At 34.5% G+C, this 23,109-nt stretch carries 23 protein-coding genes; 4 read left to right on the top strand and 19 right to left on the bottom strand.

The window, feature by feature from the left end; all coding sequences use genetic code 11:
• Window positions 1–337: 337 nt before the first annotated feature.
• On the top strand, window positions 338–613 hold the full coding sequence (locus tag AC6CHR_RS23075; RefSeq protein WP_498251423.1) for a hypothetical protein: 276 nt from the start codon (window positions 338–340) through the stop codon (window positions 611–613).
• A gap of 337 nt (window positions 614–950) precedes the next feature.
• Here the strand turns inward: AC6CHR_RS23075 and AC6CHR_RS23070 are convergent, their stop codons facing one another.
• The 10 genes from AC6CHR_RS23070 to AC6CHR_RS23025 form a co-directional block, all read right to left on the bottom strand.
• A complete protein-coding gene (locus AC6CHR_RS23070; RefSeq protein ID WP_498251422.1) occupies window positions 951–1,604 on the bottom strand; it encodes a response regulator in 654 nt (217 codons plus the stop codon).
• Entirely contained in the window at window positions 1,579–2,805 is a 1,227-nt protein-coding gene (locus AC6CHR_RS23065; protein WP_498251420.1) for a sensor histidine kinase, read from the bottom strand. The genes AC6CHR_RS23070 and AC6CHR_RS23065 overlap by 26 nt, the downstream gene beginning before the upstream one ends.
• Before the next feature lie 279 nt (window positions 2,806–3,084).
• The gene (locus AC6CHR_RS23060) at window positions 3,085–3,843 is read right to left on the bottom strand and encodes an SDR family oxidoreductase (protein ID WP_498251418.1); all 759 of its coding nucleotides are present in this window, start codon (window positions 3,841–3,843) and stop codon (window positions 3,085–3,087) included.
• A 257-nt stretch (window positions 3,844–4,100) separates the two neighbouring features.
• On the bottom strand, window positions 4,101–5,333 hold the full coding sequence (locus AC6CHR_RS23055; protein ID WP_498251417.1) for a cytochrome P450: 1,233 nt from the start codon (window positions 5,331–5,333) through the stop codon (window positions 4,101–4,103).
• Between the two features lie 66 nt (window positions 5,334–5,399).
• Window positions 5,400–5,639, bottom strand: coding sequence for a ferredoxin (locus tag AC6CHR_RS23050; RefSeq protein ID WP_498251416.1), 240 nt, complete (start codon window positions 5,637–5,639; stop codon window positions 5,400–5,402).
• Between the two features lie 97 nt (window positions 5,640–5,736).
• Complete coding sequence (locus tag AC6CHR_RS23045; protein WP_498251414.1) at window positions 5,737–6,495, bottom strand: SDR family NAD(P)-dependent oxidoreductase; 759 nt, start codon at window positions 6,493–6,495, stop codon at window positions 5,737–5,739.
• Between the two features lie 169 nt (window positions 6,496–6,664).
• Window positions 6,665–7,924, bottom strand: coding sequence for a cytochrome P450 family protein (locus AC6CHR_RS23040; RefSeq protein WP_498251412.1), 1,260 nt, complete (start codon window positions 7,922–7,924; stop codon window positions 6,665–6,667).
• 130 nt (window positions 7,925–8,054) lie between these two features.
• Complete coding sequence (locus AC6CHR_RS23035) at window positions 8,055–9,068, bottom strand: NAD(P)/FAD-dependent oxidoreductase (protein WP_498251410.1); 1,014 nt, start codon at window positions 9,066–9,068, stop codon at window positions 8,055–8,057.
• A gap of 533 nt (window positions 9,069–9,601) precedes the next feature.
• The gene (locus AC6CHR_RS23030) at window positions 9,602–10,816 is read right to left on the bottom strand and encodes a sensor histidine kinase (protein WP_498251409.1); all 1,215 of its coding nucleotides are present in this window, start codon (window positions 10,814–10,816) and stop codon (window positions 9,602–9,604) included.
• A 180-nt stretch (window positions 10,817–10,996) separates the two neighbouring features.
• On the bottom strand, window positions 10,997–12,502 hold the full coding sequence (locus tag AC6CHR_RS23025) for a DHA2 family efflux MFS transporter permease subunit (protein ID WP_498251408.1): 1,506 nt from the start codon (window positions 12,500–12,502) through the stop codon (window positions 10,997–10,999).
• Window positions 12,503–12,725: 223 nt separating this feature from the next.
• On the opposite strand from AC6CHR_RS23025, the gene AC6CHR_RS23020 reads away from it, so the two are divergent.
• The gene (locus AC6CHR_RS23020; protein ID WP_498251407.1) at window positions 12,726–13,292 is read left to right on the top strand and encodes a TetR/AcrR family transcriptional regulator; all 567 of its coding nucleotides are present in this window, start codon (window positions 12,726–12,728) and stop codon (window positions 13,290–13,292) included.
• A gap of 165 nt (window positions 13,293–13,457) precedes the next feature.
• Here AC6CHR_RS23020 and AC6CHR_RS23015 read toward each other — a convergent pair whose 3' ends face one another.
• The 4 genes from AC6CHR_RS23015 to AC6CHR_RS23000 all read right to left on the bottom strand — a co-directional run bounded on the left by AC6CHR_RS23015 (window position 13,458) and on the right by AC6CHR_RS23000 (window position 14,393).
• Window positions 13,458–13,610: a hypothetical protein gene (locus AC6CHR_RS23015; protein ID WP_498251406.1), complete on the bottom strand. Its 153-nt coding sequence runs from the start codon at window positions 13,608–13,610 to the stop codon at window positions 13,458–13,460.
• 151 nt (window positions 13,611–13,761) lie between these two features.
• A complete protein-coding gene (locus tag AC6CHR_RS23010; protein ID WP_498251404.1) occupies window positions 13,762–13,905 on the bottom strand; it encodes a DnaD domain protein in 144 nt (47 codons plus the stop codon).
• Window positions 13,902–14,057 carry a hypothetical protein gene (locus tag AC6CHR_RS23005; RefSeq protein ID WP_498251402.1) on the bottom strand — a complete coding sequence of 52 codons (156 nt, stop codon included), beginning with the start codon at window positions 14,055–14,057 and terminating at the stop codon, window positions 13,902–13,904. The genes AC6CHR_RS23010 and AC6CHR_RS23005 overlap by 4 nt, the downstream gene beginning before the upstream one ends.
• 159 nt (window positions 14,058–14,216) lie before the next feature.
• Window positions 14,217–14,393, bottom strand: a complete 177-nt coding sequence (locus AC6CHR_RS23000) for a hypothetical protein (RefSeq protein WP_498251400.1) — start codon at window positions 14,391–14,393, stop codon at window positions 14,217–14,219.
• A gap of 116 nt (window positions 14,394–14,509) precedes the next feature.
• Between AC6CHR_RS23000 and AC6CHR_RS22995 the strand changes: the two genes are divergently transcribed.
• Window positions 14,510–14,647, top strand: a complete 138-nt coding sequence (locus tag AC6CHR_RS22995) for a hypothetical protein (protein WP_498251398.1) — start codon at window positions 14,510–14,512, stop codon at window positions 14,645–14,647.
• A 70-nt stretch (window positions 14,648–14,717) separates the two neighbouring features.
• Entirely contained in the window at window positions 14,718–15,086 is a 369-nt protein-coding gene (locus AC6CHR_RS22990) for an MFS transporter (protein ID WP_498251397.1), read from the top strand.
• 223 nt (window positions 15,087–15,309) lie between these two features.
• Here AC6CHR_RS22990 and AC6CHR_RS22985 read toward each other — a convergent pair whose 3' ends face one another.
• The 5 genes from AC6CHR_RS22985 to AC6CHR_RS22965 form a co-directional block, all read right to left on the bottom strand.
• Window positions 15,310–15,948 (bottom strand): DUF421 domain-containing protein, encoded by a 639-nt coding sequence (locus AC6CHR_RS22985; RefSeq protein WP_498251395.1) that lies wholly within the window; start codon window positions 15,946–15,948, stop codon window positions 15,310–15,312.
• Window positions 15,949–16,198: 250 nt separating this feature from the next.
• Window positions 16,199–16,627 (bottom strand): cell wall hydrolase, encoded by a 429-nt coding sequence (locus AC6CHR_RS22980; RefSeq protein WP_498251394.1) that lies wholly within the window; start codon window positions 16,625–16,627, stop codon window positions 16,199–16,201.
• Window positions 16,628–16,708: 81 nt separating this feature from the next.
• Entirely contained in the window at window positions 16,709–17,164 is a 456-nt protein-coding gene (locus AC6CHR_RS22975) for an SRPBCC family protein (RefSeq protein ID WP_498251393.1), read from the bottom strand.
• Between the two features lie 286 nt (window positions 17,165–17,450).
• The gene (gene ymaG / locus AC6CHR_RS22970) at window positions 17,451–17,687 is read right to left on the bottom strand and encodes an inner spore coat protein YmaG (protein WP_498251425.1); all 237 of its coding nucleotides are present in this window, start codon (window positions 17,685–17,687) and stop codon (window positions 17,451–17,453) included.
• A 264-nt stretch (window positions 17,688–17,951) separates the two neighbouring features.
• Window positions 17,952–23,108: an AAA family ATPase gene (locus AC6CHR_RS22965; protein ID WP_498251391.1), complete on the bottom strand. Its 5,157-nt coding sequence runs from the start codon at window positions 23,106–23,108 to the stop codon at window positions 17,952–17,954.
• Window position 23,109: the final 1 nt, after the last annotated feature.

The raw sequence follows: 23,109 nt of genomic DNA, 5'->3' as shown, positions 1-23,109 counted from the left end.
TCCCGGTACAATACCGGGGTCATTTATTAGTTGCATAGGTATAGGTGCTTTTTTAAACTGTCCGTAAAATGGGGCACAGTTCATTTAAGGAACTTCTTTTTATTAATACTAAAACTTCTTGAACCTACGACCACTTCCCTGTCAAGGTCTACTTATAGATTATTTACCGTTACCTCTTGTTACCGATAGTATCTACAAATTCCCTATTCATAAAGGATTTGTGGACATTTTAAGTTATAAGTATTCTCCAATATCCAATATTTTTCTTCAGTTTTTTGCCAATCGGATGCCACAGGATCCCTTTTATATATTACCACTATAACACCTTAAAAGAGGAATGGTTGACGTTTTGCCTATTGCATATGAACAATTTAAAATACGTATGAGAGGACTAAAATCAGTTTTTGTCTTGGTCGCGTATGAAAATGCTAAGGAGATAATAGAAGAATCGATGAAAACATCAAAAGATCAAGATTCTACTTCCGGAATGTATCACTCTTGTTCTGATGTTAAGTATCAAACACTTGCTGAAGTTCATCTTGCATCTGGTAAGGATCTGAGTTTCACTATTATCGAGGAAATTACTGCTTCTGAAATAAATCAAAGTTGTTGAACTAACTATTCATGGTGATTTTGTTATGGTATCGTATCTGTATTGTCTACCGGTATAGTGTATATTCAAAATGCTCTTATCATTGATAAGAATGATGCACTATATGTTTAATTCAATAGTTCTACACAATAACAATGGCAAAATTTCTTTCAAAAAGAATGGTAATATTTTCGCTAATAAAACTCATGCTTTCAATGGTCACGATAAGTGGGATACTACTATTAAGTCAGTTAAGGTTAATCCTATTATTGCATCGTTTCAACAACAAAAAAATCGTACACAGGGGCAATCCAAATGTACGATCGGGGAGTGAATTTCCAGCTTTAGTTAATAACAGTTATAAGGAAATATAACCCTGCTTAATCGAAACAGAAACTGCCTCCGATCTTGAATCAACATTCAATTTATTATAGATGTTCGTTAAATGTGCCTTAACTGTACGTTCAGCAATTCCCATATCAAATGCAATTTCTTTATTTCGGTAGCCTTTCGATACAGCTCGTATGATAAATAACTCTTTTTCCGTTAAAATTGACTGCTTATACTTATCGTTATCATCCTTTTTCTCACCTTTTTCTTTCATATTTAAAATTTTCATCATGATTTCTGGCTTAAGCAGAGTATCTCCTCTTAGTGCAGACTCGATTGTACGAAATAAATCATCTCTACTCGTATCTTTTAATAAATAACCTTTTGCACCTAATTGGATGCCTTTTAACATTAATTCATCTTCATTGTAGGTAGTAAGGATTATGACTGGAATGTTAATCTGTTCTTGATTAAGATGTTGAATTGTTTCTAGTCCACTCATAACAGGCATATTTAAGTCTAACAGAATAACATCTACACTATTTATTTCAAGAAGCTCAATCGCTTCTTGACCATTTCCTGCTTCACCAATGACTTTAAAGGATTCATTTGTTTCTAAAATCAACTTTAGCCCTTCCCTTACAACTAAATGGTCATCAACAATCAGGATATTCTTTTTCAACCTTCTCACCTTCCATACCAAGTGGAATTTTCACCATTACACTAGTTCCTCTATTTAAGTCACTCCTAATCTTGATGTTACCATTTAATAATCGCACCCGTTCATTGATACCAATTATCCCATAATGTCCCTTTTGCGTTCCAATTATTTTTGTATTGAATCCAATACCATTATCGGTTATATGAATAACAATTTTTTTGTTTTCAATAAATATTGTAACATTAACTTTTGTTGCCTGTGCATGCTTCGTAATATTCGTTAATCCTTCACTTATCATATACATGACATTTTGATTTACCTTTTCAGGGAGTTCTGGAATCACTTCTACGGTTGTTTTTACTTGGATTGATGTTGTTTTTATGAACTCTCTAATTTCTTCCTCGATATTTTTAACGAAGCTTACATTAGATATAGATCTTAAATCATCAATTGCTTCCCTTGCCTCTTTAAGTGCAATTCTAGCTTGATGCATAGATTCTTTGACAATTTGACTTGAACGTTCCCTGTTTCCATGCTGAATGTGTACATCGATAGCTTCTAGCTTCATAATAAGCCCCACAAGGCCTTGTGCTAATGTATCATGCAAATCTCGCGCAAGTCGTTTTCTTTCGTTTACGATTGTGAGCTCCTCTATTTTTTGATTAGCTGCTTCTAACTTTTTAATATAATACTGCATGTTAGCCCAAGCATTCGCTTGTTTCACATAAAGGATCGAATAAAAGGCTGAAATCGCAATAATGAAAAACAGAATCGGAATGTAAAAAGGTATCTTCTTGATCCCATAATTAATTGAAACAACAAAGGTGTACGGTAAATATAAAAGTATAACGGCTATAAGAACCTTAAAAGAGTTTTCAAAAAAATGAATACTTTCTGCAATTAAGATTGGTAATAATCCTATAAGAACAATTGGTGAGCCATGTGGCATGATAAATGCTGAAATAAAAATGATCGTACATTGTAGAAAAAAATAAAAGGATGAATACTTAAGTTTAAATTGGTACGTCAATTTATATAATATTACGTGTAAGATCATTAATACAGTAAATATATTTGCTTGAGCATATAGAGTTTCTTCTAAGAATTGCAATACTATAGTGCCTACATAAACTAGGGTTACCCAAAATATCATTCTATTCTTATAAATAGAATGATTGTTAACCTTGTTATTATAATCAAGAGATACCTTTCTTTTAAACATATCTATTCACCTCCTTTTACTCAAACGAATACAAATAAATAGAAAAACATGGTTTATTGCCTATTCCTTTTGGAGGGAAGGCATTACTTTTTTATACTTTCTTAAGTAAAACTGTCTGATATTATTAAAAAGATGACACTGTATATACAGAAATCATCTTAGAAAAGTCACCATTTAGATTACCTTTTTTATAAGTGTTCAATTCACACCAGTATTTTACATCTTCGATTCATTCTTTATGTTCATCCTGTAAATGATTATTTAGAGTGTTAGTATTAATTAATAAGCAGTCCAACCACCGTCAACTGTAACTGTTGTAGCATTAACAAAACTAGAGTCATCAGAAGCTAAGAATAAAGCTACCTTTGCAATTTCCTCTGGTTGTCCTAAACGTGGGTTAGTCGCCATCCCCGGTCTAGATCTTTCCATACCAAATTGACTAACATTCGTCAATGTAGCAGCTATATTTGTTTCCACACTTCCTGGTGCAATCGCATTACATCGGACTCCACTTTTCGCATACATAAATCCAGTATTCTTTGTGAAACCAACAACCGCATGTTTTGAGGCGGTATATGCTGCACCAGCACGTGCTCCCTGAAGTCCGCCATTTGATGCAATATTAACAATAACACCTCGTTTCTTCTCTAAAAAGATAGGTAATACCTTTCTAGTTGTGCGCATGACACCTGTAGTATTAATAGCAAATACTCTTTCCCACATTTCATCCTCAATTTCGCCAGCAGGGATAAAATTATCCATAATACCAGCATTATTAACTAAAATGTCGACTGTATTGAATGTTTCAATACAGTTGTCTATAAGATTTTGAACATCCTTTTCATTTGCAACGTTAGCTAAAACTGCTACCGCTTCTCCACCATTTGATTTAATTTCTTCCACCGTAGCATTTGCTGAATCTTCATTAATATCTGAAACTACTACTTTAGCACCTTCTTGGGCATAAACTATCGCAATCGCTTTTCCCATTCCTGATCCTGCTCCTGTTACAACTGCTATTTTGTCTTTAAGTTTCATTTACGACACCTCATTAATTAGATTTTTGGTATTTTTCTAAAACATGAATCTTGTATATGAATATTCTATCAAGAATGGCTAATTTATATATCGTACTTTCGGGCAATTCACCTATGTACAATGAGGCAAATCTACTGATTTAAGCGTGCTGGATAATGTTTGTTTTATTAATTAAAGATAAAAATAACCCGAATATGATCCCCATATTCGGGCTGAATAAATCATTATGATTTAGATTATTTTTCACAATAAATCTATTATTTGTACACGTTTAAAGGTAAATGTACTAAAGATTGACCTGGAGCAGATTCAGTTAGATTCTCTTCTAAGTTAAAGGATTCAACAGGTTCTATACGTGAAAACTTTTGTAAAAATGTTTTTAAGGCAATATTCAATTCTAATCTAGCAAGCGGCGCTCCTAGACAAAAATGTGGGCCATTACCAAAAGCTAAATGTTTTTTATTATTTGGTCGATGTATATTTAATTCAAATGGATTTTCGAACATTTCTTCATCCATATTTGCCGCACTCATCCATGCAATCACTACATCACCTTTTTTCAGTTCCACACCTAAAATATTATTGTCCTGTTTTACGAAGCGTTCTCTTTTCGATATATTGAATCGATAACGAAGCATTTCTTCCACAGCCTTTGGAACAAGTTCCAGATCGTTTCTTAATTGCTCGTATAAGGTTGTATCATCATATAATAGAGAATAAAACATGCTTGAGATCATATGACCAGTTGTTTCAATCCCAGCTCCTAGTAAAAGCATCGTTGTTCGAACAATCTCATCATCAGTAAATCTTTCACCATCTAACTCAACTTTTATCAAATCCGAAATAATATCATCAGCTGGATTTGAGTGTTTTTGAATAACAATAGGATATAGGTATTCAAAATATTCTCGAGCAGCGGTCTGTTTTTTCTCATCAATTTCTTGTTCTTTTCCTTTTGTATAAGGTTGAAAAAGAACGTCAACCCATCTTTTATACCTAAGACTATCCGTTGAAGGAACTCCAATCAAGTCAGCCATTACCATTGTTGGAAAGAGTCCTGAGAATTGCCGAACAATATCGACAGTGCTGTTTGCCTCCATGTCATGCACAAGTTTATTGGCAATTTCCTGGATTCGAGGCTCCCAGCTTTTTAAGCTACGAGGAGTAAATGCTGCCGACAATAGGGAACGAGATTTTTGATGTTTGGGTGGATCGCTCCCAGCAATATTCATTTTTTCTGGGATCTCACCTTCTTTATTATTCGCGCCTACAGCAACTGTTGATCTATTCCCTACACTTGAAAAGAATTCATGTTTACTCAAGACCTGTTTGACATCTTTATATCTAAAAACATTCCATGTATCTGTTTCTTTATTGTAGTATATTGGATCATTTACTAGCATTTTCTTAAACCAATCCATTGGACAAAACTCTTCGGATCTAGATTGAAATTTTGTGATTTTTTGCATATCTATTATTTCTTTATTCATTATGTCAACCTCCTAGAATATTTGCCTCTTTTATTTCTTTATATATTGTAAGATATATATTTATAACTATTCTCCATGTGTGAAGGGACGATCTGATACTTTAACGGAATCAGTCGGACAATCCTCAAAAGCATCGTCCATTTCATCCCACAGTTCCTCAGATACTTCGCATGTACCTTGATTACCATCTAACATGACAAAGGCGATTCCTTCATCATCAAAATCATAAATATCAGGTGCAGCTGCTCCACAAGCACCACAGGCAATACATGTTTCTTGATTGACAAATGTATACTTTGTAGTCATTTTTACCTCCTATAATTAAATTAATTCTTTCACACCAATGAATTGTCTTTCGTATCATTTATTTTTTGTTTACATAGGAACGAATATCGATTTGAATTTAATGAGAACTCCAACCACCATCTATAATTAACTCTTCACCTGTAACAAATTTTGATTCGTCAGAAGCTAAATATAAATAAGCATAGGCAATATCATTTTCCTCCCCTGCATGTGGAGGTAATGGAATGGTATTAGTAAATGCTTGACCAAGTTGTTCTTGAGAAGTTACACCATATTTTTTTGCTGCACCCGTTAAGATAGCACCTGGATAAACAGAATTCACACGAATATTATTTTCAGCAAAATTGATTGCAGCATGTTTTGTCAGAGAGCGAACGCCCCCTTTAGCTGCACTGTATGCTGCGGCTCCACCGTCGCATCCTCCAACGATTGCTGCTAATGAAACACAGTTCACAATTGAACCTAGATTACTTTTCTGCATATAAGGAATAACTGTTTTCATACCTAACCATACAGATGTAAGGTTTAATGCTATAGCTTTATTCCAGCCTTCTAAATCTTCCTCTAGTAGACCTTTATGAACTGACACGCCTGCATTGTTAATTAATATATCAATTTTGCCTAAAGTCTGTTGAGTCTGTTCACTCACTTTTTTCCATTGCTCCTCAGAAGTAACATCTAATTCAAGGGCAAGGATGTTCCCCTGTTGGTTGGAGAATTCCTCTTTTAATTTTGCAGCTGCAATGTCAGTAGCTACTAATTTCGCTCCCTCTTTTGCAAATAGTTTTGTCGCAGCTAAGCCCATACCACTAGCTGCACCTGTAATAATGGCAACTTTGTTATCTAAACGTCCCATGATAGAGCCTCCCTATTTTTTATTATTGAAAAATTCCTAGTAAACGATTTATAGAGGCAAGTCAGGCATTAGGAACTTGCTTGCCCTCTGTTAAATATCCAATTAAGGAACTACATAACTTACTTCCATTAGATTAATATTAATTAAACCACCAACAGAAATCTCCCACTTAAAAAGAAACTGGAAGAGAGGATAGACCTTGAGCAGCCAGCTTAAATTTCCAGCTGACATTCTCCCGTGGGATGCTAAGTTGCAAATTTGGCATGCGCTTTAGTAGGGTGGTAAACGCAATATCTCCCTCCACACGAGCAAGAGGTGCACCTAAACACAAATGAACGCCTTGTCCAAATGCGAGATGACGTTTGATTTTGCGCGTAATGTCCAACTCTTCTGATTTTGTAAAATGTTCCTCATCCCGATTCGCTGATTTCAATAAGGGAAAAATCATATCTCCTTTTTTAAGGAATTGCCCACCAAGCTCAAGATCCTTTAAAGCATAACGCGGACCAGCGGTTGTGGAGGGGCCGTTAAAACGCAACAATTCTTCAACTGCAGATGGAATTAAGCTGTGGTCAGTCTTAAGCATTTCCAATTGTTCCGGGTGATCCAGCAACATTAAGGTGCCGATAGAAATCAAAGTTGAAGTGGTTTCGTGCCCGGCAAAAATCAATAACTGTATCATTGAAATGAGCTCTTTTTCATCAAGTCGATCTCCTTGCTCTTCAATGGAGATTAATTGGCTGATTAAATCATCAGAAGGCTGCTTACGTTTGTGTGCTACAAGCTGTTTAATGTAGTCACCAAATCCTTTCAGGTTTTCAGCTGCCTTTGGGTCAACAGTTCCCAAACCAAGACCGTTTGCGATCCCCTCTGACCACTCATGTATCTTTGAATGATCTGATTTAGGGACACCGATCATGTCAGAAATAACATTGATTGGTAAGAGATTGGCATAGTCTTTAACAAGATCCATCTCTCCTTGGTCTTGTACCTGATCAAGCAATTCATCCGCTAATTTTTGGACACGTGGGCGTAAGCTTTCCATATACCTTGGCGTGAAAGCTTTGGATACTAGTGTACGGAGCCGTCTATGATCAGGCTCATCAATAGCGTTTAAGGAATTAGATAGAAATAGATTAGAACTGGATGAATCAGAGTTACCTGTCAAAGATTCCTTAATGTTACTGTTCTTATCAATGGACTTAGGGTCAACGCAAAAATGCTCTTGATCTTTTAGTACCTTCATCGCCTCATCAAGATGTGTAACAGCCCAAGCTTGATTATTTGATTCCCCCATTGGAAACGGGAGTCGTACCACTGATCCTATTTCCCTATTCTGTGCAAATATTTGAAATGCGTTTTCTCCGTTCCTTCCACTTAGTACTCCTAATATTCCTTGTTCTGGTGCTATTTGATCTGAATGATTCATGAATAAACCTTCCTTTCTCAAAATGGAATTTATAAAGGGTTTGATATGTTTTTAATAAATAATTTCAACCGTTTCTTCAACCATGCATCTACTCCATACGTACTACAATTGATGGAAGAATCTTCTTCACTTACACCAATGATTTATCCTTCTTTTCCATTAAGCTTGTGCTGTGCAATGGTTGGACTTTTGCTGATGGTTCAATATAAACCTTTGCGTTACTTACAGCTGTCGCAGCTTCTCCAAAACCTGTTGCAATGAGCTTTATTTTTCCATCATACGTACAAATATCACCTGCAGCGTAGATTCCTTCAATATTTGTTTCCTGCTTCGAGTTCACAACAATCGAGTTTCCTTCGATATCAAGATCCCAGCCTTTGATAGGTCCTAGTGACGAAACAAATCCATAATTGATGATCACATCGTTTGCCTCAATCACTTTTTCGCTATCTCCTTTTGCTTCTTTAAGAATGACTTTTTCTAAAGATCTCTTTCCTTCTAAACTAACCGGTACATAAGGAGTAAGAATCTCCACTTTTGATTTTTCAAGAAGAGCCACACTATGCTCGTGTGCACGGAATTTATCACGTCGATGTACAAGTGTAACTTTTTCTGCAATCGGCTCCAGCATTAAGGACCAATCAACCGCTGAATCTCCCCCTCCAAAAACAACGACTTTTCTATTGGAGAATTTACTTAAATCATTTATAAAGTAATGAACATTCAAATCCTCCAGATTTTTCGGTACATCTATAGCCAATTTTCTTGGCTGAAACGCACCGTTTCCTGCTGTAATAATGATTGATTTTGAAAGGTGTATTCCTGTATCAGTATGAATGGTAAACACCCCATTAACCTTTTCGATCTGCTGAACTGATTGCCCAAAACATAGCTCTGTTTGTTCTTTAAATAGATTCATTTGTTCCTGTAAATTGTCTATGAGTTCTTGAGCTCGTACTTTGGGAAATCCTGCAATATCGTAAATGTATTTCTCAGGATATAAAGCAGAAAGCTGCCCGCCAAGCTGTGGGAGACTTTCAATAATCTTTACTGATGCCTGCCTCATGCCTGCATAAAAAGCAGTAAACATTCCAACTGGTCCTCCTCCAATAATGGTAATATCAACTACTTCATTCTTCTGCATCTTTAACCACCTCTAATTTCACTAGAATCTGATAAACTCCTGTTCATTTCCCTCAAGGAAATTAGAATTCACCTTAATACAAGCTCTTTTCTTTGGATAAGGTCTCTTCAATGTTAAGCATTTAGTTTTTTCTTGCTTGTTACGTAGTTATCGGATCAACATGATCAAATACTTTTAGGCTCCTCCTTTTAACAAAAGTGCTAACTCATTTAAAGCACTTTCATTATTAATCCAAATTATACGTCACTATACAATATAAAAAATCGTACAGTTGGGTAAGTACCAACTGTACGATTGGGCATTAACTATTTATGACAAAGAATCACTCTCATACTACCTATTTATTGAAAAAGCTATCTTTCTCACTATTTTTACATGCTAATCTATCTTAATTAATCCTGGGATCTAGATATATTTTCTTTTACTCTCCATTCAAGTTAGTTTGTTTGTACTATTAGATTTGGTAAAGCAATTTAAATAAATCATACAAAAGGCCATGAACCTTATGCACGTTTGGGCAAATCAAACTTTTATTATTTTTCATCTTTTTTCTCTGATCCAGTAAGAGGAATTTTCACAAGTACTCTTGCTCCTTTTCCTTTTTCACTTTTAATATCAATTTCACCATTTAATATTCGAACTCGTTCATTCAGTCCTATCAAACCGTAATGTCCAACCTGCTTACCTATTTTGCTTGTATTGAAGCCCACACCATTGTCTTCGATCTTAATTATTGACTCCCCTTTTTCACACCAAATTGAAATGATAACCTTAGATGCCTGTGCATGTTTAGCTATATTCATTAGACACTCACCTATAACATATATGCAATGTTGTTTAACGAGACTTGATAATGGAGGTAATGACTCAAAAGATCTATTCACCTCAATAGATGTTGCTTCAGTAAATTTTAAAATTTCCTTTTCTACCTCATGAACAAAGTTCACTTCAGCATCTGAATCGGATCTTAAATTATCTATTGCTTCCCTTGCATCCTTAAGCGCGATTCTTGCTTGACTCATAGATTCTTGGACAATTTCTTTTGCTCGATCATTATTTTCGTTTTGAAGATGGATATCTATAGCTTCTAATCTCATAATAAGTCCCGCAAGGCCCTGTGCTAATGTATCATGCAAATCTCTGGCGATACGCTTTCTTTCACTTACAATTGTTAATTCCTCAATTTTTTGATTTGCCAGTTGTAATTCATATAAATAATATTGCATCCGTCTCCAAGCATTAGCTTGTCGCACATACAGAATTGAATAAAACACAGCGATAGCCACAATAAAAAATAAAATTGGAATAAAAAATGGCAACTCTTGAATTCCATAATTTACACTAATTGCGTAAGAATAAGGCAAATATAACAGCACCACAGCAAAGATCACTTTAAGAGAATGATTAAATATATGGATACTTTGAGCAATTAATATTGGTAATAAACCAAGTAACACTGCCGGAGACCCGTGTGGCATAATGAAAGCTGAAACAAATATAATAGTACATTGTAGGAAAAAATAAAACCAAGCATAATTGTTTTTAAACTTTCCTGAAAAGCTATGTAGCGTTAAATGGAGGATCATTAACATTGTGAAAAACACAGTTTGAACGTAAATGACTTCTTCTAAAAATTGCAAAAAGATAGTAGCAGTAAATACTAAAACAACCCAAAATAAAATACGATATCTATAGATTGGAAGGTTGTCAAAAATATTATCTTCTATACGCGTATTTTCATCTAACAATTTAACCTCTCCAATTACGTGATTTTTTAACAGGAAACACTAATTAATCAGTTTATATGAATATGTTATTTTTTTTCAATCATTATGTTGGTGAAAAATAAAAGGCATTCGATTATGAATGCCTCTCAAACTGTTCGTACCGATTAGAAAAAGTTTTTAGAGCTGAAAACTAGATTTTTTTTATGATTCTGTTATCGCTCGCCTTTTCAACTTTTCATTAGGTTTTTTTCGTATTTCGTCTGAATATAGTTCTCCACGTTTGATAAAGAATGAAAGAACCAAACCAATGATTCCAATAATGACAATCACAAAATAAGCATCATTGACTCCTTGTATGGAAGCTGCCGTTAACATATGTTGTTGTGTCTCACCATTTGTTTCTCCAACAGACATTTGAGCCTGAAGGCTTGCATTTGTACTGCTAGTCATGACAGTTACAAGTAGAGAAGTCCCGATTGCTCCAGCCACTTGTCTAATTGTATTCCATATCGCGGTCCCATGAGCACTAAGTGCTGATGGAATCTGATTTAAACCAGCTGTTTGTATTGGTGTAATGAGTAAAGCCATTCCGATTCGTCGACCAGTAGACATTAAGAGAAGAAAATTATAACTAGTTGAGTCAGACAACACAGTAAATGGAATTGTCGTAACTATGGTAATGATGATTCCAATTATAGTAATCCATTTTGCTCCATACCGATCAAAGAGCTTTCCGGCTACAGGACTTAACAAGCCCATCAGAATTGCACCGGGGAGCATTAATATACCAGACTCCATTGCAGTGTAGCCTCGAGCATCCTGAAGATATAGAGGCAGCAGTATCATATCTGCATACATTATTATTGTAATTCCTATATTGATTATATTCGTCAAGGTAAACGTACTGTATTTAAAGGTCCGAAGATCAAGAAGCGGACTTTTCATCACTAACTGTCTCCGTGTAAATAGACCAAGAGTTATGACTCCCACAGCAAGAGAAACAATGACCTCCAAACTTAACCAACCACTGTTACCTGCTACACTAAAACCGTATAATAAACCTGAAAAACCAATTGTTGATAGAATGACACTGTTAATATCCGCCTTTGCATGCACTGTTTCCGACACGTTCTTCAGATAAATATGCCCACAGATAATAACAATCGCAACAAAAGGAATCATCCCATAAAACAATGCTTTCCAAGAAAAAACATCTAGAACATAACCGGCTAGAGTTGGTCCAATTGCTGGAGCAAATAAAATCGCAAACGACACCATACCCATGATAGCTCCTCTCTTCGCAGGAGGATATAGCGTTAAAACGACATTATAGAGCAAGGGAATAATAATACCAGCCCCAGCTGCTTGAATCACACGCCCAATTAGTAAGATTGGAAAATTTATAGCTATTGCTGAAACGAACGTGCCGACAAGAAAAAGTATCATGGAACTTTGAAATAGTTGTCGGGTTGTAAATCGTTTCATTAAAAAGGCAGTAATTGGTATTAAAACACCATTCACCAACATATAACCTGTCGTTAACCACTGAGCAGTTGATGCTTCAATATTAAGATCTTTCATTAATTCCGGAGTAGCAACGCTCATGACCGTTTGATTAAGGGCAGTTAGAAAAGTTCCTAAAATCAGAACAAACACAATGATACCCTTTTTTGTATTTACTCGATCTGTTGACTTATTTTTATTCAAACCAAGTTCTCCTTTCTAAATGTAGAGCTAATTTACATTATGTTGTATAATTTACATCATATAAAATAGACTACATTACAATAAACGGTCTTTACAACCTACACATAGCTAAAAAGTGTTTATTAGTTTACATAACCAGAAACATGTGTCGTTTACCAACAAAATAATAGACAGATAATAAATTATTGTAGTTTTCTATCGAATAATGAAAGGGGTATTTAAAGTGAACAAGAAAAACACTAAAACTGATCCACGTAAAATTCGAACTCGTAAACTACTGAGAGATGCTTTTGTTGAATTGCTTCAAGAAATGGATATAGATAAAATAACTGTCAATCGATTGGCAGAAAAAGCAACCATTAATCGTGTCACCTTTTATTTACACTATCGCGACATTCCTGACATGATGGAAAAGATGGCAGACGATATGATCGAAGACATTACAAATGTGTTTAACAATCATTCAAAAGATGACAATGAGATTGAAAAATTACTTGAACATATAGCTGAGGATGGTGATTTTTATAAAATAACTCTTGCATCTAAAGTAGTACCAATCTTTAGAGAAAGATTAAATATGTTGATAAGCGAAAAAATAGCTTTAGGAATAGAGAAAATAGTGGATGAATCGTCTATTGTAAAAGCAGGCATTTCAAAAGATGTCATCCTTTGGTATAATTCATCAGCTTTAATAGGTGTGATTATTTCTTGGCTTCAAAATGACATGCCATATACACCATCTTTCTTAGCTAAACAATTCATTATGCTTCAAAACAATTTTTTAAAATAGTGTATTTTTTAAAAGGAGAATATTGAAGTTAGGAATGAGATGTTAGTTTGAGAATTTTTTTGTATTGCATCCTTAATTGGAACGCATTTTTTCAGTTATTACGGAAAAAACTAAACTTCTTTATTCTTAGGTGGTTTGTAGGATTGGCTAAACGCAATGAAAAATCTAGATAGTTCGGGTGATTTTCCCTATCGCAAAAGTGGATAGAAATATCATAGGCACATTTATTTCAACTAGTAAATTTGAATGCCGGTATTCTGGAATAGGTAATCCACCTTCACCAAGCATCCTAAAAAACACTTTTTCAGCAATGCTCATCACTTTTCCCTGCAGTTAGATCAAGTTCAAATCTACTAGGAATAGCTCTTCCAGCAGGAAAAGGTTCCGTTAATTGGCTATGCTTTGGTACAGTCTTTTGGTTCACATGATAAAAATCAATTTCTTCAACAGTCCGCTAAGGAATATTTTCCTAGTTTTTCAGAATTACAATAACATAGTTATGCTTTCGCTTGTGATTGGTAGAGGCAATGGACATGGCTTTTAAGATCACATCTTTCGGTTGTGAAAAGTTATAATCATCTAACCTAGATAACAGCTGCTCTTTAGCATTCACGTTTGAATAACCAAACCCATTGCTGTCCCAAAAAACTCAACAATTTCTTTAACAGCAATTGTTTTTTGATTTGGTAATTGATTCTCTTTTTCTGGATCGTTCTCAATATTAGGGCCAAAAGCATTGTTGTTTTTCTTTTTCTTTTTGTCCACGTATCGTATAACGATGCTTAAACGTATCGTCAAATTCTTCACTTTCCGTATCTAGATATTTATCATTTTCATTTCGGTCTCTATTTTCCTTGTCAAAGGTCTTCCTTCCTAGCTCTCAAAAAGATTCATAAAGGCTATAAATTTGCTGTTTTTGAATGATTAAGAAACATATGAAATAAGCGAGATATCTTCAACCTCTTTTAATTCGGAAAAAATACAATCCAAGACCCGTTTCCCACCTTTAGGTAGGTTTTCTTTCCAATTGTTTTTAATTGCCAATTCTCTTGTTTCAGGATTGTAACGAATCAACTTATGATACCGGGTGAATCGTTCCATTACGAATTAAAACACTCTCAATCGAATAACCCAAATCAAACGCCATTTATTTTTTCGTAATTCGATAGATTCCAAACTGAGTAGTATGTGGATTCGTACAATCTGGGTAGTACGGATTGGCTAAATTTCGTAAAGGACTATTTGGTATTCTTTCTGGACTTCCAATGTTGCTTATTTTACCTGGGCTTCAAAAGAAGATGTCAAAGAAAAATGTACTGCTTTTAAGTACTGTCATTTATATGGTTGGAGATTAGCTGATATATTTCGGAAAGTCATCACCCATTTTACTTATTTTAGGTCTAGCTGTAACCAGGCTTGGCATCTATGGCATTTTTGGCACCACATTTGCTATTCAGCCTGATGTCATTGATTAATCGGAGTTTTTTTAAAAAAAGGTATTTCTGGTATGATTGCTGCTTTTCAAGGCTTTTTTGTAAAAGGGGCATGGGGCTCGCAAGTGCTTTTATTGGATTTATTCTGAATATGGGTGGTTATGTTCCAAATACTACACAATCCGCAACTGCATTACGATATATTGAACTAAGTTATATCTGGACTCCTTTAGTCATATGTGTGCTGATTGGAATTGCTATATGTTTCTATAATCTGGATGATAAACGGGAAGAGATGAGTGTAGAACTGGAGCGACGCCGTGCATTGCCAATCAAAAGGTATGATTGTAGATTCCACTGAGAATGTTCATTTATAGAGGTTTAATCGAATAATATATTTCGCTCATTGAAGAGGATATGAATGAGTTTAAGAAAGATGTACCGTCAATTGAAATTTCATCGACCCGATGAGTCCGGTGTGATTATTGAGGAGACTAGTGAAAAGAAGAGGGTTAATTAGAGGTTATTTGTTTTAGATATGCTAAAGATATTATTGTAGGTAAAGAACAGATATCCTCACATTTCTATTGCAAATGCTCTGGGGATTTTTTGGCTGCGTTTTTATCAAGCTCTTCGAATATATTTTCTTCACTATCGGTTTGATATTGTTTATTTAATAATTTTACAATTTCATTAATATGAGCGAACTGTGAGCTACTAGGTATTAATTTAATTATCGTTTGCTTAAAATCTTCAAATTCCTTTTTGGTTACAGGTTGAGCATCATTTTTCAATTCAAATCCCACTTGACCATTTGGCTCTAACGTTGCCCATTTTATATCGGTAATATGAGATACACTTTTTTGTCTTAATTGCATTTCAAGTTGATCAACAGATAGTCTAAGTTTTTTTAAGTTTTTTTCATTCAAAGTACCGTTTTCAATGATCACCTTCGATTTACCTGTTATAATTTTTTCAATGCTATTGGATTTTATTTGTAAATATTCCATTACTAATAGTGTCCCAACAAGGACACCACCTACCAAAAAGGTTGTCCAGATATTTTTACCGGCAACAGGCTGAATAAGTAAAGAACCAATCGCAATCATAATCACAGTTTCTGCCAAGGTCATTTGAGAAATAGTTTTCCTTCCAGCAATCCTCAAAAGTACTGTTCCCGCAATTACGGTAATAATCGCTTTCCATATAAAATCCCATTCCATAACAATTTACACCCCTTCTCTTAAAAAGATGATAATAAAACAGTCTATATATCCATTAATTATCTTCAAGGAATAAATTTAATTGTCTCTGCAATATCTTTCTATATAACTCTCTTACTCAAGGTTAGTATGGGAATAGGAAAAGATTTTATGTAATAAATTATTATATTTCCTCATACTTTTTATCTATTTAAAAAACATCCTCAAAATCTTGCTGCTCAATCAACGATAACTCTTTTAGTCCATCACCTTAAATCGTATTATAAATATTTTCACATTCCGCATCTGTTGGTTCATAGAAACAATGTAGTTTGTAGCGAGCCACTAGCGGTTGATTATACCACTGTTCTGGACAGTCTCCCGCTGGTCTGAAATACCATAAACTAAACCGGGCAGGCCATAAGCGCTCCCCTTTTACTACACTTCGGGCTAATCTCTTTTCTTTTTCTCTAGCTCTTTGATAAAAACACCCCTTAGTATTTGCCTCAAATGCATGTGGTTGGTAAACCATATTTGGTATGGTGCGAAGACCTTTAAAATCAGAACAATTTGCTCTTATCCGGTTTATTCCTACATTACCAACCAAAAGCATCCCTTGTATTCCCTCCACTTCAGGTTCAGCTCTAAGTAATCTTGCCAAAAGGTTTATATCTGCTTCCGGAGCTTTTACAACAGCCATGCTTTACCTCAGTAAATTCTACTACCTTATCTAATTGTTTTTTAGCTTGGGTCATTTCACGTTTAAACGATTCTAGACTTTTCACCTAACAACATTTTCGATTTCTTTTATTTTCTCTCCAATCGTTTCAGTTAATTCTGTTGTCATCTCGCTTAGATTTTTCTGTAGTTTTGTATTAATTAATTTAGCCATTTTACCTTCAGGTGTGATCTCTAAGTAGCCTGTCATTATTGTGATGTTTTCATTAATCTTTTCTGCCTCAAAATACCCTTGACCTGACATCTTCTCATTGATTCCAGTTAAGTTAAAGGTTACTTTTGTAGGTTCCATCCAATTTGTGATATTAACTTTCAAATGGATTTTTTTCTTTATTACACCGAAATCACTTTTGAACATCCAGGTTGATTCTCTGTCATTGATGATTTCATGATCTATATAACCAGGAACGAGAGGTGCCCAATTATCCATCACGCTGATAAAACCCCAAATAGCATCGATTGGTAAGTTAACCTCAACCCTGCATAACTCACTTGGCATAATACATCCCTTCTTTCTATTGACGGTTAGACTTACGTTTTCTGTCAGCCTTGCTTAATAATCATCATTTTGACTAAGTGTATATATCAACAAAACAAGGATTATTACATACAAATATATCCTCGCTAACATTGTGAATCTATTCAATTGGGACAGATGATATTCCTCTTTGTTAGATTACATAACTAGTTCCAGCCCAAAACAAAAAGGCGTCTGTTGAATACGTGTAGAGCTTCTATGTAACTCCCAAGCATCAACAGCGCCCAATATTTTGTTGATTTGTTAATTACCAATAACCGGGATAATAAGGATATGGAGGATACCCATACCCATAAAAGTAAGGATTATATAACGCGCTCCCTACTAACCCACCTAAAACTCCTCCAAGAATAGGTCCAGCGAAAAAGGGTCTGCCATAATAAGGTCTACCATAATAAGGTCGTCCAAAGAAGAATGGTCTATGAAAGGGTCTTCCAAATATTCTTTCATCATGACTTCTGTAAATTTGTAAGTTTTCATGCATGATCTTTTTCATCTCCAAAATTAGGTATTTAACTACTTACTCCAATGTATGTAAATATCTTATTCGATTCCTTAGGTCATTCACCCATTTTTCAGGATTACATCGTTTTTAAACAAAGCCAAAAAGCCTCCCAATAATCTGGAAGGCATACTGATCATTCATTAGAATCTTCACTAAGATCGATATTTTCCGTGCATGGCTTTTTGTTTTAGCACGTCTTTTTGCTCTTTTCGCTTAATTCATTACTTTGTTATTTTTTCGTGCCTAAATTAACATTAATTCTTCTTCAATACGGACAATGGGAAGATGGATAAAAATAGTTGTCCCAACTCCAGGTTTACTCTCTGCCCAAATTTCACCATTATGCCTTTTTATGATTTCTTTACAAATCGACAAACCAAGACCATGGCCCTTTTTTGTAGAATGAATTGACTTAGTATAGTTCTTCTCAAATATATAAGGTAAATCTTCGGTGTGGATTCCCAAACCAGTATCACGACATATGATTAATACAGTTTCTTCTTCTATTTCTAACTGCAGCTGAATACCCCCAACCGTAGTATGCTTAATTGCGTTCGTCAGCAAATTTGCAAAGACTTGACCTATACGTTCAATATCTATTTCTACAAGTGGAAAGATTTGTTGACTTCCCTTAATTAGACGTAGCTCTAGTGTTAAATTCTTACTAGTAACTTCAAGAAGAAATTGTTTTTTTATATTTTCTAAGAGTTGATCAATTGGAACATAATCAAAACTAAATGATATGTTACCAGCTTCTAGTTGGGTTAAATCAAATAAATCATTAATAAGCACATTTAATCCTTTTATCCGTAAAATGCTATTACGAATAAATTCATTCCGTTTTTCTTCAGTTTGAGCAAAGCCATCTAATATTGCTTCCATATAGCCTTGTACACTTGCGATTGGTGCCCGCAAGTCATGAGAAATATTAGATAATAATTCTCTTCTCATTTCTTCTGATTGAGCTAAATTATGGTTGGTTTCTGCTAATGTTTGGTTAACCTGTTCTAGCTCAATCGTTCTCTGATTCACTTTATCTTCCATATGTTTATATAGCAATGCATTTTCTATTGAAATAGCTGCCTGTGTAATAAGTAACATGATCAATTTAATACGTTCCTTCGTAAACACATGTGATACCTTATCATTCTCTAAATAGAGGATTCCGACTAATTTATGATTTAGATAAATAGGTAAACAAATTATTGACTTTGCATTTGTTTTTACAACATAGTCATCATTTTTAAAAATACCTATTGCGCATGCATGGTCGAGGTGTACAATTTCACCTGTCCTGTTGACGTATTTCACTATATTATTTGAAAAGTCTATTTCACTTTGAGATTCGGTATTTGTCTGAACAGCAATCGATAAAACGTCATCTTCTTTAAACAATATTGTTCCTTTTGTAGCACCTGCATGTTCCATTGTTATGTGTAAGACTTTTTCTAATAATTTTTGTATTTTCATTTCACTCGAAATGATCTGTGCGGCTTTATATACAGCATTTAAATCGTATTGTTCTGCGTGCTGATCATATCCTTCAAGAAATTTCCTTTCATTAAGGTTTGTGTACGTTTCATATTTTATGAGAAGCTGCTGCGCCTTTTTTTTTGCTCCCCAATTCAGGTAACTATTATAAGCTTCCTTCAAATAAATACCCGCAATGTTGTGTCTTTTCTGATCAGCGTAATACCGACCAGCTGCCTCTTGACAGATGGCGATTGTATGAAGAAATTGATACTTTTCACTTGATTTAATTGCTTCCTCAAAACAATGCTCAGCCTTAACCTTATCCCCAGTAATTGCTGCTAATTCGGCCATTACGAGCATTTTTTTCGATTGATAATTGATCGGTGACATGCTTGCATATGTTTCAAGTTGCCTAAGATCTCGTTTGATTTTTTTATACAGTTCTTTTTTTGAAAATAACTTATAGTTTTTTTCTCTTGCAAGTTTCAACATACATAATGCTTCAAAAAAGTAAAATTCAGGTGCAATGACTAACGTTAGTCGCTTAGTAACAATCGGCGATAATTCTTGTAAAACTTTAGCTGCAAAATTATCTTTATCAAATAAATAAGCCATTTTCAATCTAATAGTATAATGGATTATTTTAGCCGAATCATCATCAATGATCTTATTAAATGTCCATTCTTTCGTTTTCTCATTTGTAAGATAGTCAATCCACTCCTGCATTTCTGACATAAACCCCGCAGAGATTGGATATTGAATTTCTTCAATAAACGATTTCTGGGCTTGTATAACACCTTTTAGAATTTCCAATCTAGACCCCTTCAAAAAATGGGAAATCACGATAAACGAACTATTCGCACCTGCAAGATGCATATTTCCTGCCTGAATACAGTGCTTTTGTGATTTTTCAAAATAGGTGATATTTTCCTTGAGATGGTTTTTCCAATGATTTACGAAACTAGCAAATACAAAATATACCCTTCCAGTTATTGCTACATCGCCTTTCTCTTCAGCATATGACAAAGCTAGTTTTCCAAATTCATAGCTTAGCTTATAATCATTTAGTCCTGAACTTAATATCAGTGCAAAATTATTAAAAACCAATGGGCTCATCTCTGTTAATCCATGCTGAATTGTCATTCTCATTGCTTTTAACATAAAAATCGCAGCTAGATTTTGATCCACATGAAACGATGGTCCATTTAAAGAAATCAACATTTTTATGATTAAACGGTTTTCTTCGCTATCGATCTCAGCTAAATTTAGAATGTCTCTTGGCTTTTTGCCGAATAAGGCCAATTTCACTAAGAATATCTCTTTAGCTACTTGAAGTTTACTAGGATTGCGTGCGAAGTTTTGATTAAATAATTGCAAAACAGACATCCCCGCATCTACCGCTTCTTCGACCCGATGCTGATGGGTATATAATGTTATTTTCAAATGATAGATTAAAAACCGCTCTTCCTTTGTTTTTGCTTGTTCTATTAGGGTATTAAATGTACCTTCTGATTGGCTAAATTGACTGTTTACATATTGAGCTTCTCCCCAACCTTTGAAAAGTTTAAATGTTAAATCATAGTGATTCTCCCATTCATCCCCTAGTAGATCATATGCTATTGTAAAATAGCTTAGTGCAGCCTGAAATGCTGCAGTCTGAATTGAAAACATCCCTGTATCTACATTTAATGAAGCAAGGTTTATCCTCTCTTCTCTTTGTAAATAATCTCTTGCTATATTTAAGTGGTATACAGTATCTACTAAATTGGAATCGGTAAGTTTACTAGATTCTCGAGATAATCGTTTCCCTATTTTAAGGTGGATAGATGCCCTTTCATGCTCAGCTAACGTTGAATAAATAGTCTGTTGGACCCGATCATGTATAAATCGATATAACTTTGGTCTACTTTTCAAATCTAGACTTTGCTTCGTGCTATTTTCACTTTTATTTAATGAAATAAGTAAGCCGATCTCTACAGCATGTTGAATAATCAGACTAGTTTCATCTTCAATTTGATTCGACAATTCAGACAACATCTGCAACTCAAATTCATTGCCAATACATGCTGCAAACTTCAGTAAGCTTTGTGTAATCTCTGGTAGTTGTTTTATACGATTAATTAAATAAATTACAACATTATCTTGAAATGTTGCTTCAACTAATTTCTTAGCATCCATTTTCCAAGTTCCTCTAACTTGGTCAAAATAGAGAATTCGCTTTTCAAAAAAAGATCGTAGTATTTGTTTAATAAAAAATGGGTTCCCTTGTGTAATTCTATAAATTGTTGATGCTAGTGTTGTTACACCTTCTACATTTTCTAAGAAGTATGCAGTAAGCCATTCCTGTATCGTTCTTTCAGGTAGCAATTGAAGAGAAATAGTATAAATTGTTACCTCTTTTTCAATATTTAAAATAGTTTGAGTCAATTTGTGATTTTCAAGGACCTCACTCTGCCTATAAGCACCAATTACCAAAAGAGAATGAGTATCATGATTCGATATTAAGTACTCAAGCAAACCCAACGATGCGGTATCTGCCCATTGTAAATCATCCAAGAATAAAATAAGCGGGCGATTTTGTTGTGCAAATACCCGAACTAATTTTTGAAAACAATAATAAAAATGAGTTTGAGCATTTTCTGAGGTTATCACTGTCTGATCAATTTCTTTCTCTACAAGCCATTTCATTTCAGGTAAAACATTCAGAATGGCTGCGAGATTTGAACCAAGTTCGCTCTCTATTCTTTCACTCCATTGTTGGATTATTGTTTCATCCTCTGTGAGGATTTGTTTAATTAAAAGTTTAAATGCATCAGTAAAAGCACTATAAGGACTGTGTTTAATAAGTAGATCAAATTTACCTTTGATGAAAAAAGCTTGTTCTTTTGTAAATTGTTGTTTTACTTCATCAACCAGTGCAGATTTACCAGTGCCGGATTCACCTGTAATAAAAACAAGTTGTGACTTTCCTACTTCAAGGTTTTTACAAATTGATGCTAATTTTTCTACCTCTACCTTCCTACCATATAATCGATTATTGGTTGACTCAATATTCAGGTAAGGATCTTTTTTACCAACTTCAAAAATCGGTAAAAAGTTATCCTCCAAAAGTCTTTGACAGATTAGAAGATCTTCTCTTAAACCATATGGACTTCGGTATCGATCAATTGGGGATTTACTTAATAACTTCATAATAATGTTCGAGAGATTCCGTGGAATGGATTGATTCATCTCAGCTAAGATAGGTGGTTGTTTCGTTATATGTGCATGGATCAATTCAAATCGTGTTTTTTCAACAAAAGGCAAATGACCTGACAACATTTCATAAAATATCACTCCGATTGAATAAAGGTCGGACCTAGCATCTACTTTCCGATTTATTCTTTCGGTTTGCTCTGGAGAAATATAGGCAAGTTCTATATCAGTCTCTTCTAAATTTAAATAAGAGTGATTTTCAACACCCATCTTTTGGGCATATTGCAGCCCGGTTAGTTTTAAATCTGATGAAGAAGGATTAATTAAAATCGTTGAAGGATTGATATTTTTATGAACTATTTGATGTTGACTTAGATTAACTAGTCCAGAAGTAATCTTAATTGCTATAGAGAGGAAATTTTTCAATTCTATTTTTCCGCTATTCAACATATATTTCCTTAAAGTCATGCAAGGAAAATACTCGTATAGGACTAACGGATTGTATTCGTCCTCTTCTCTCGCTATAGGACGGAGTAGCTCATTATCCTCAAGTGAATTCGTTAATTTCCATTCATGGTGAATAGAATCAATCAGTTTCGAGGTTATATAGTTATCATTGATCGTTTTGATGAGTACATTCCTTCTTGTGGATATAGAAAACCCTTTATAGAGGGTAGAATATTGGTGACTTGCAACAATTTCTAATGATTGGTATCCCTTTAATAGTTCCATT

The organism is Metabacillus sp. GQ13, from assembly GCF_059758525.1.
The sequence above is the reverse complement of the archived record's forward strand: the minus strand, read 5'-3'. Positions and strand labels throughout refer to the sequence as shown.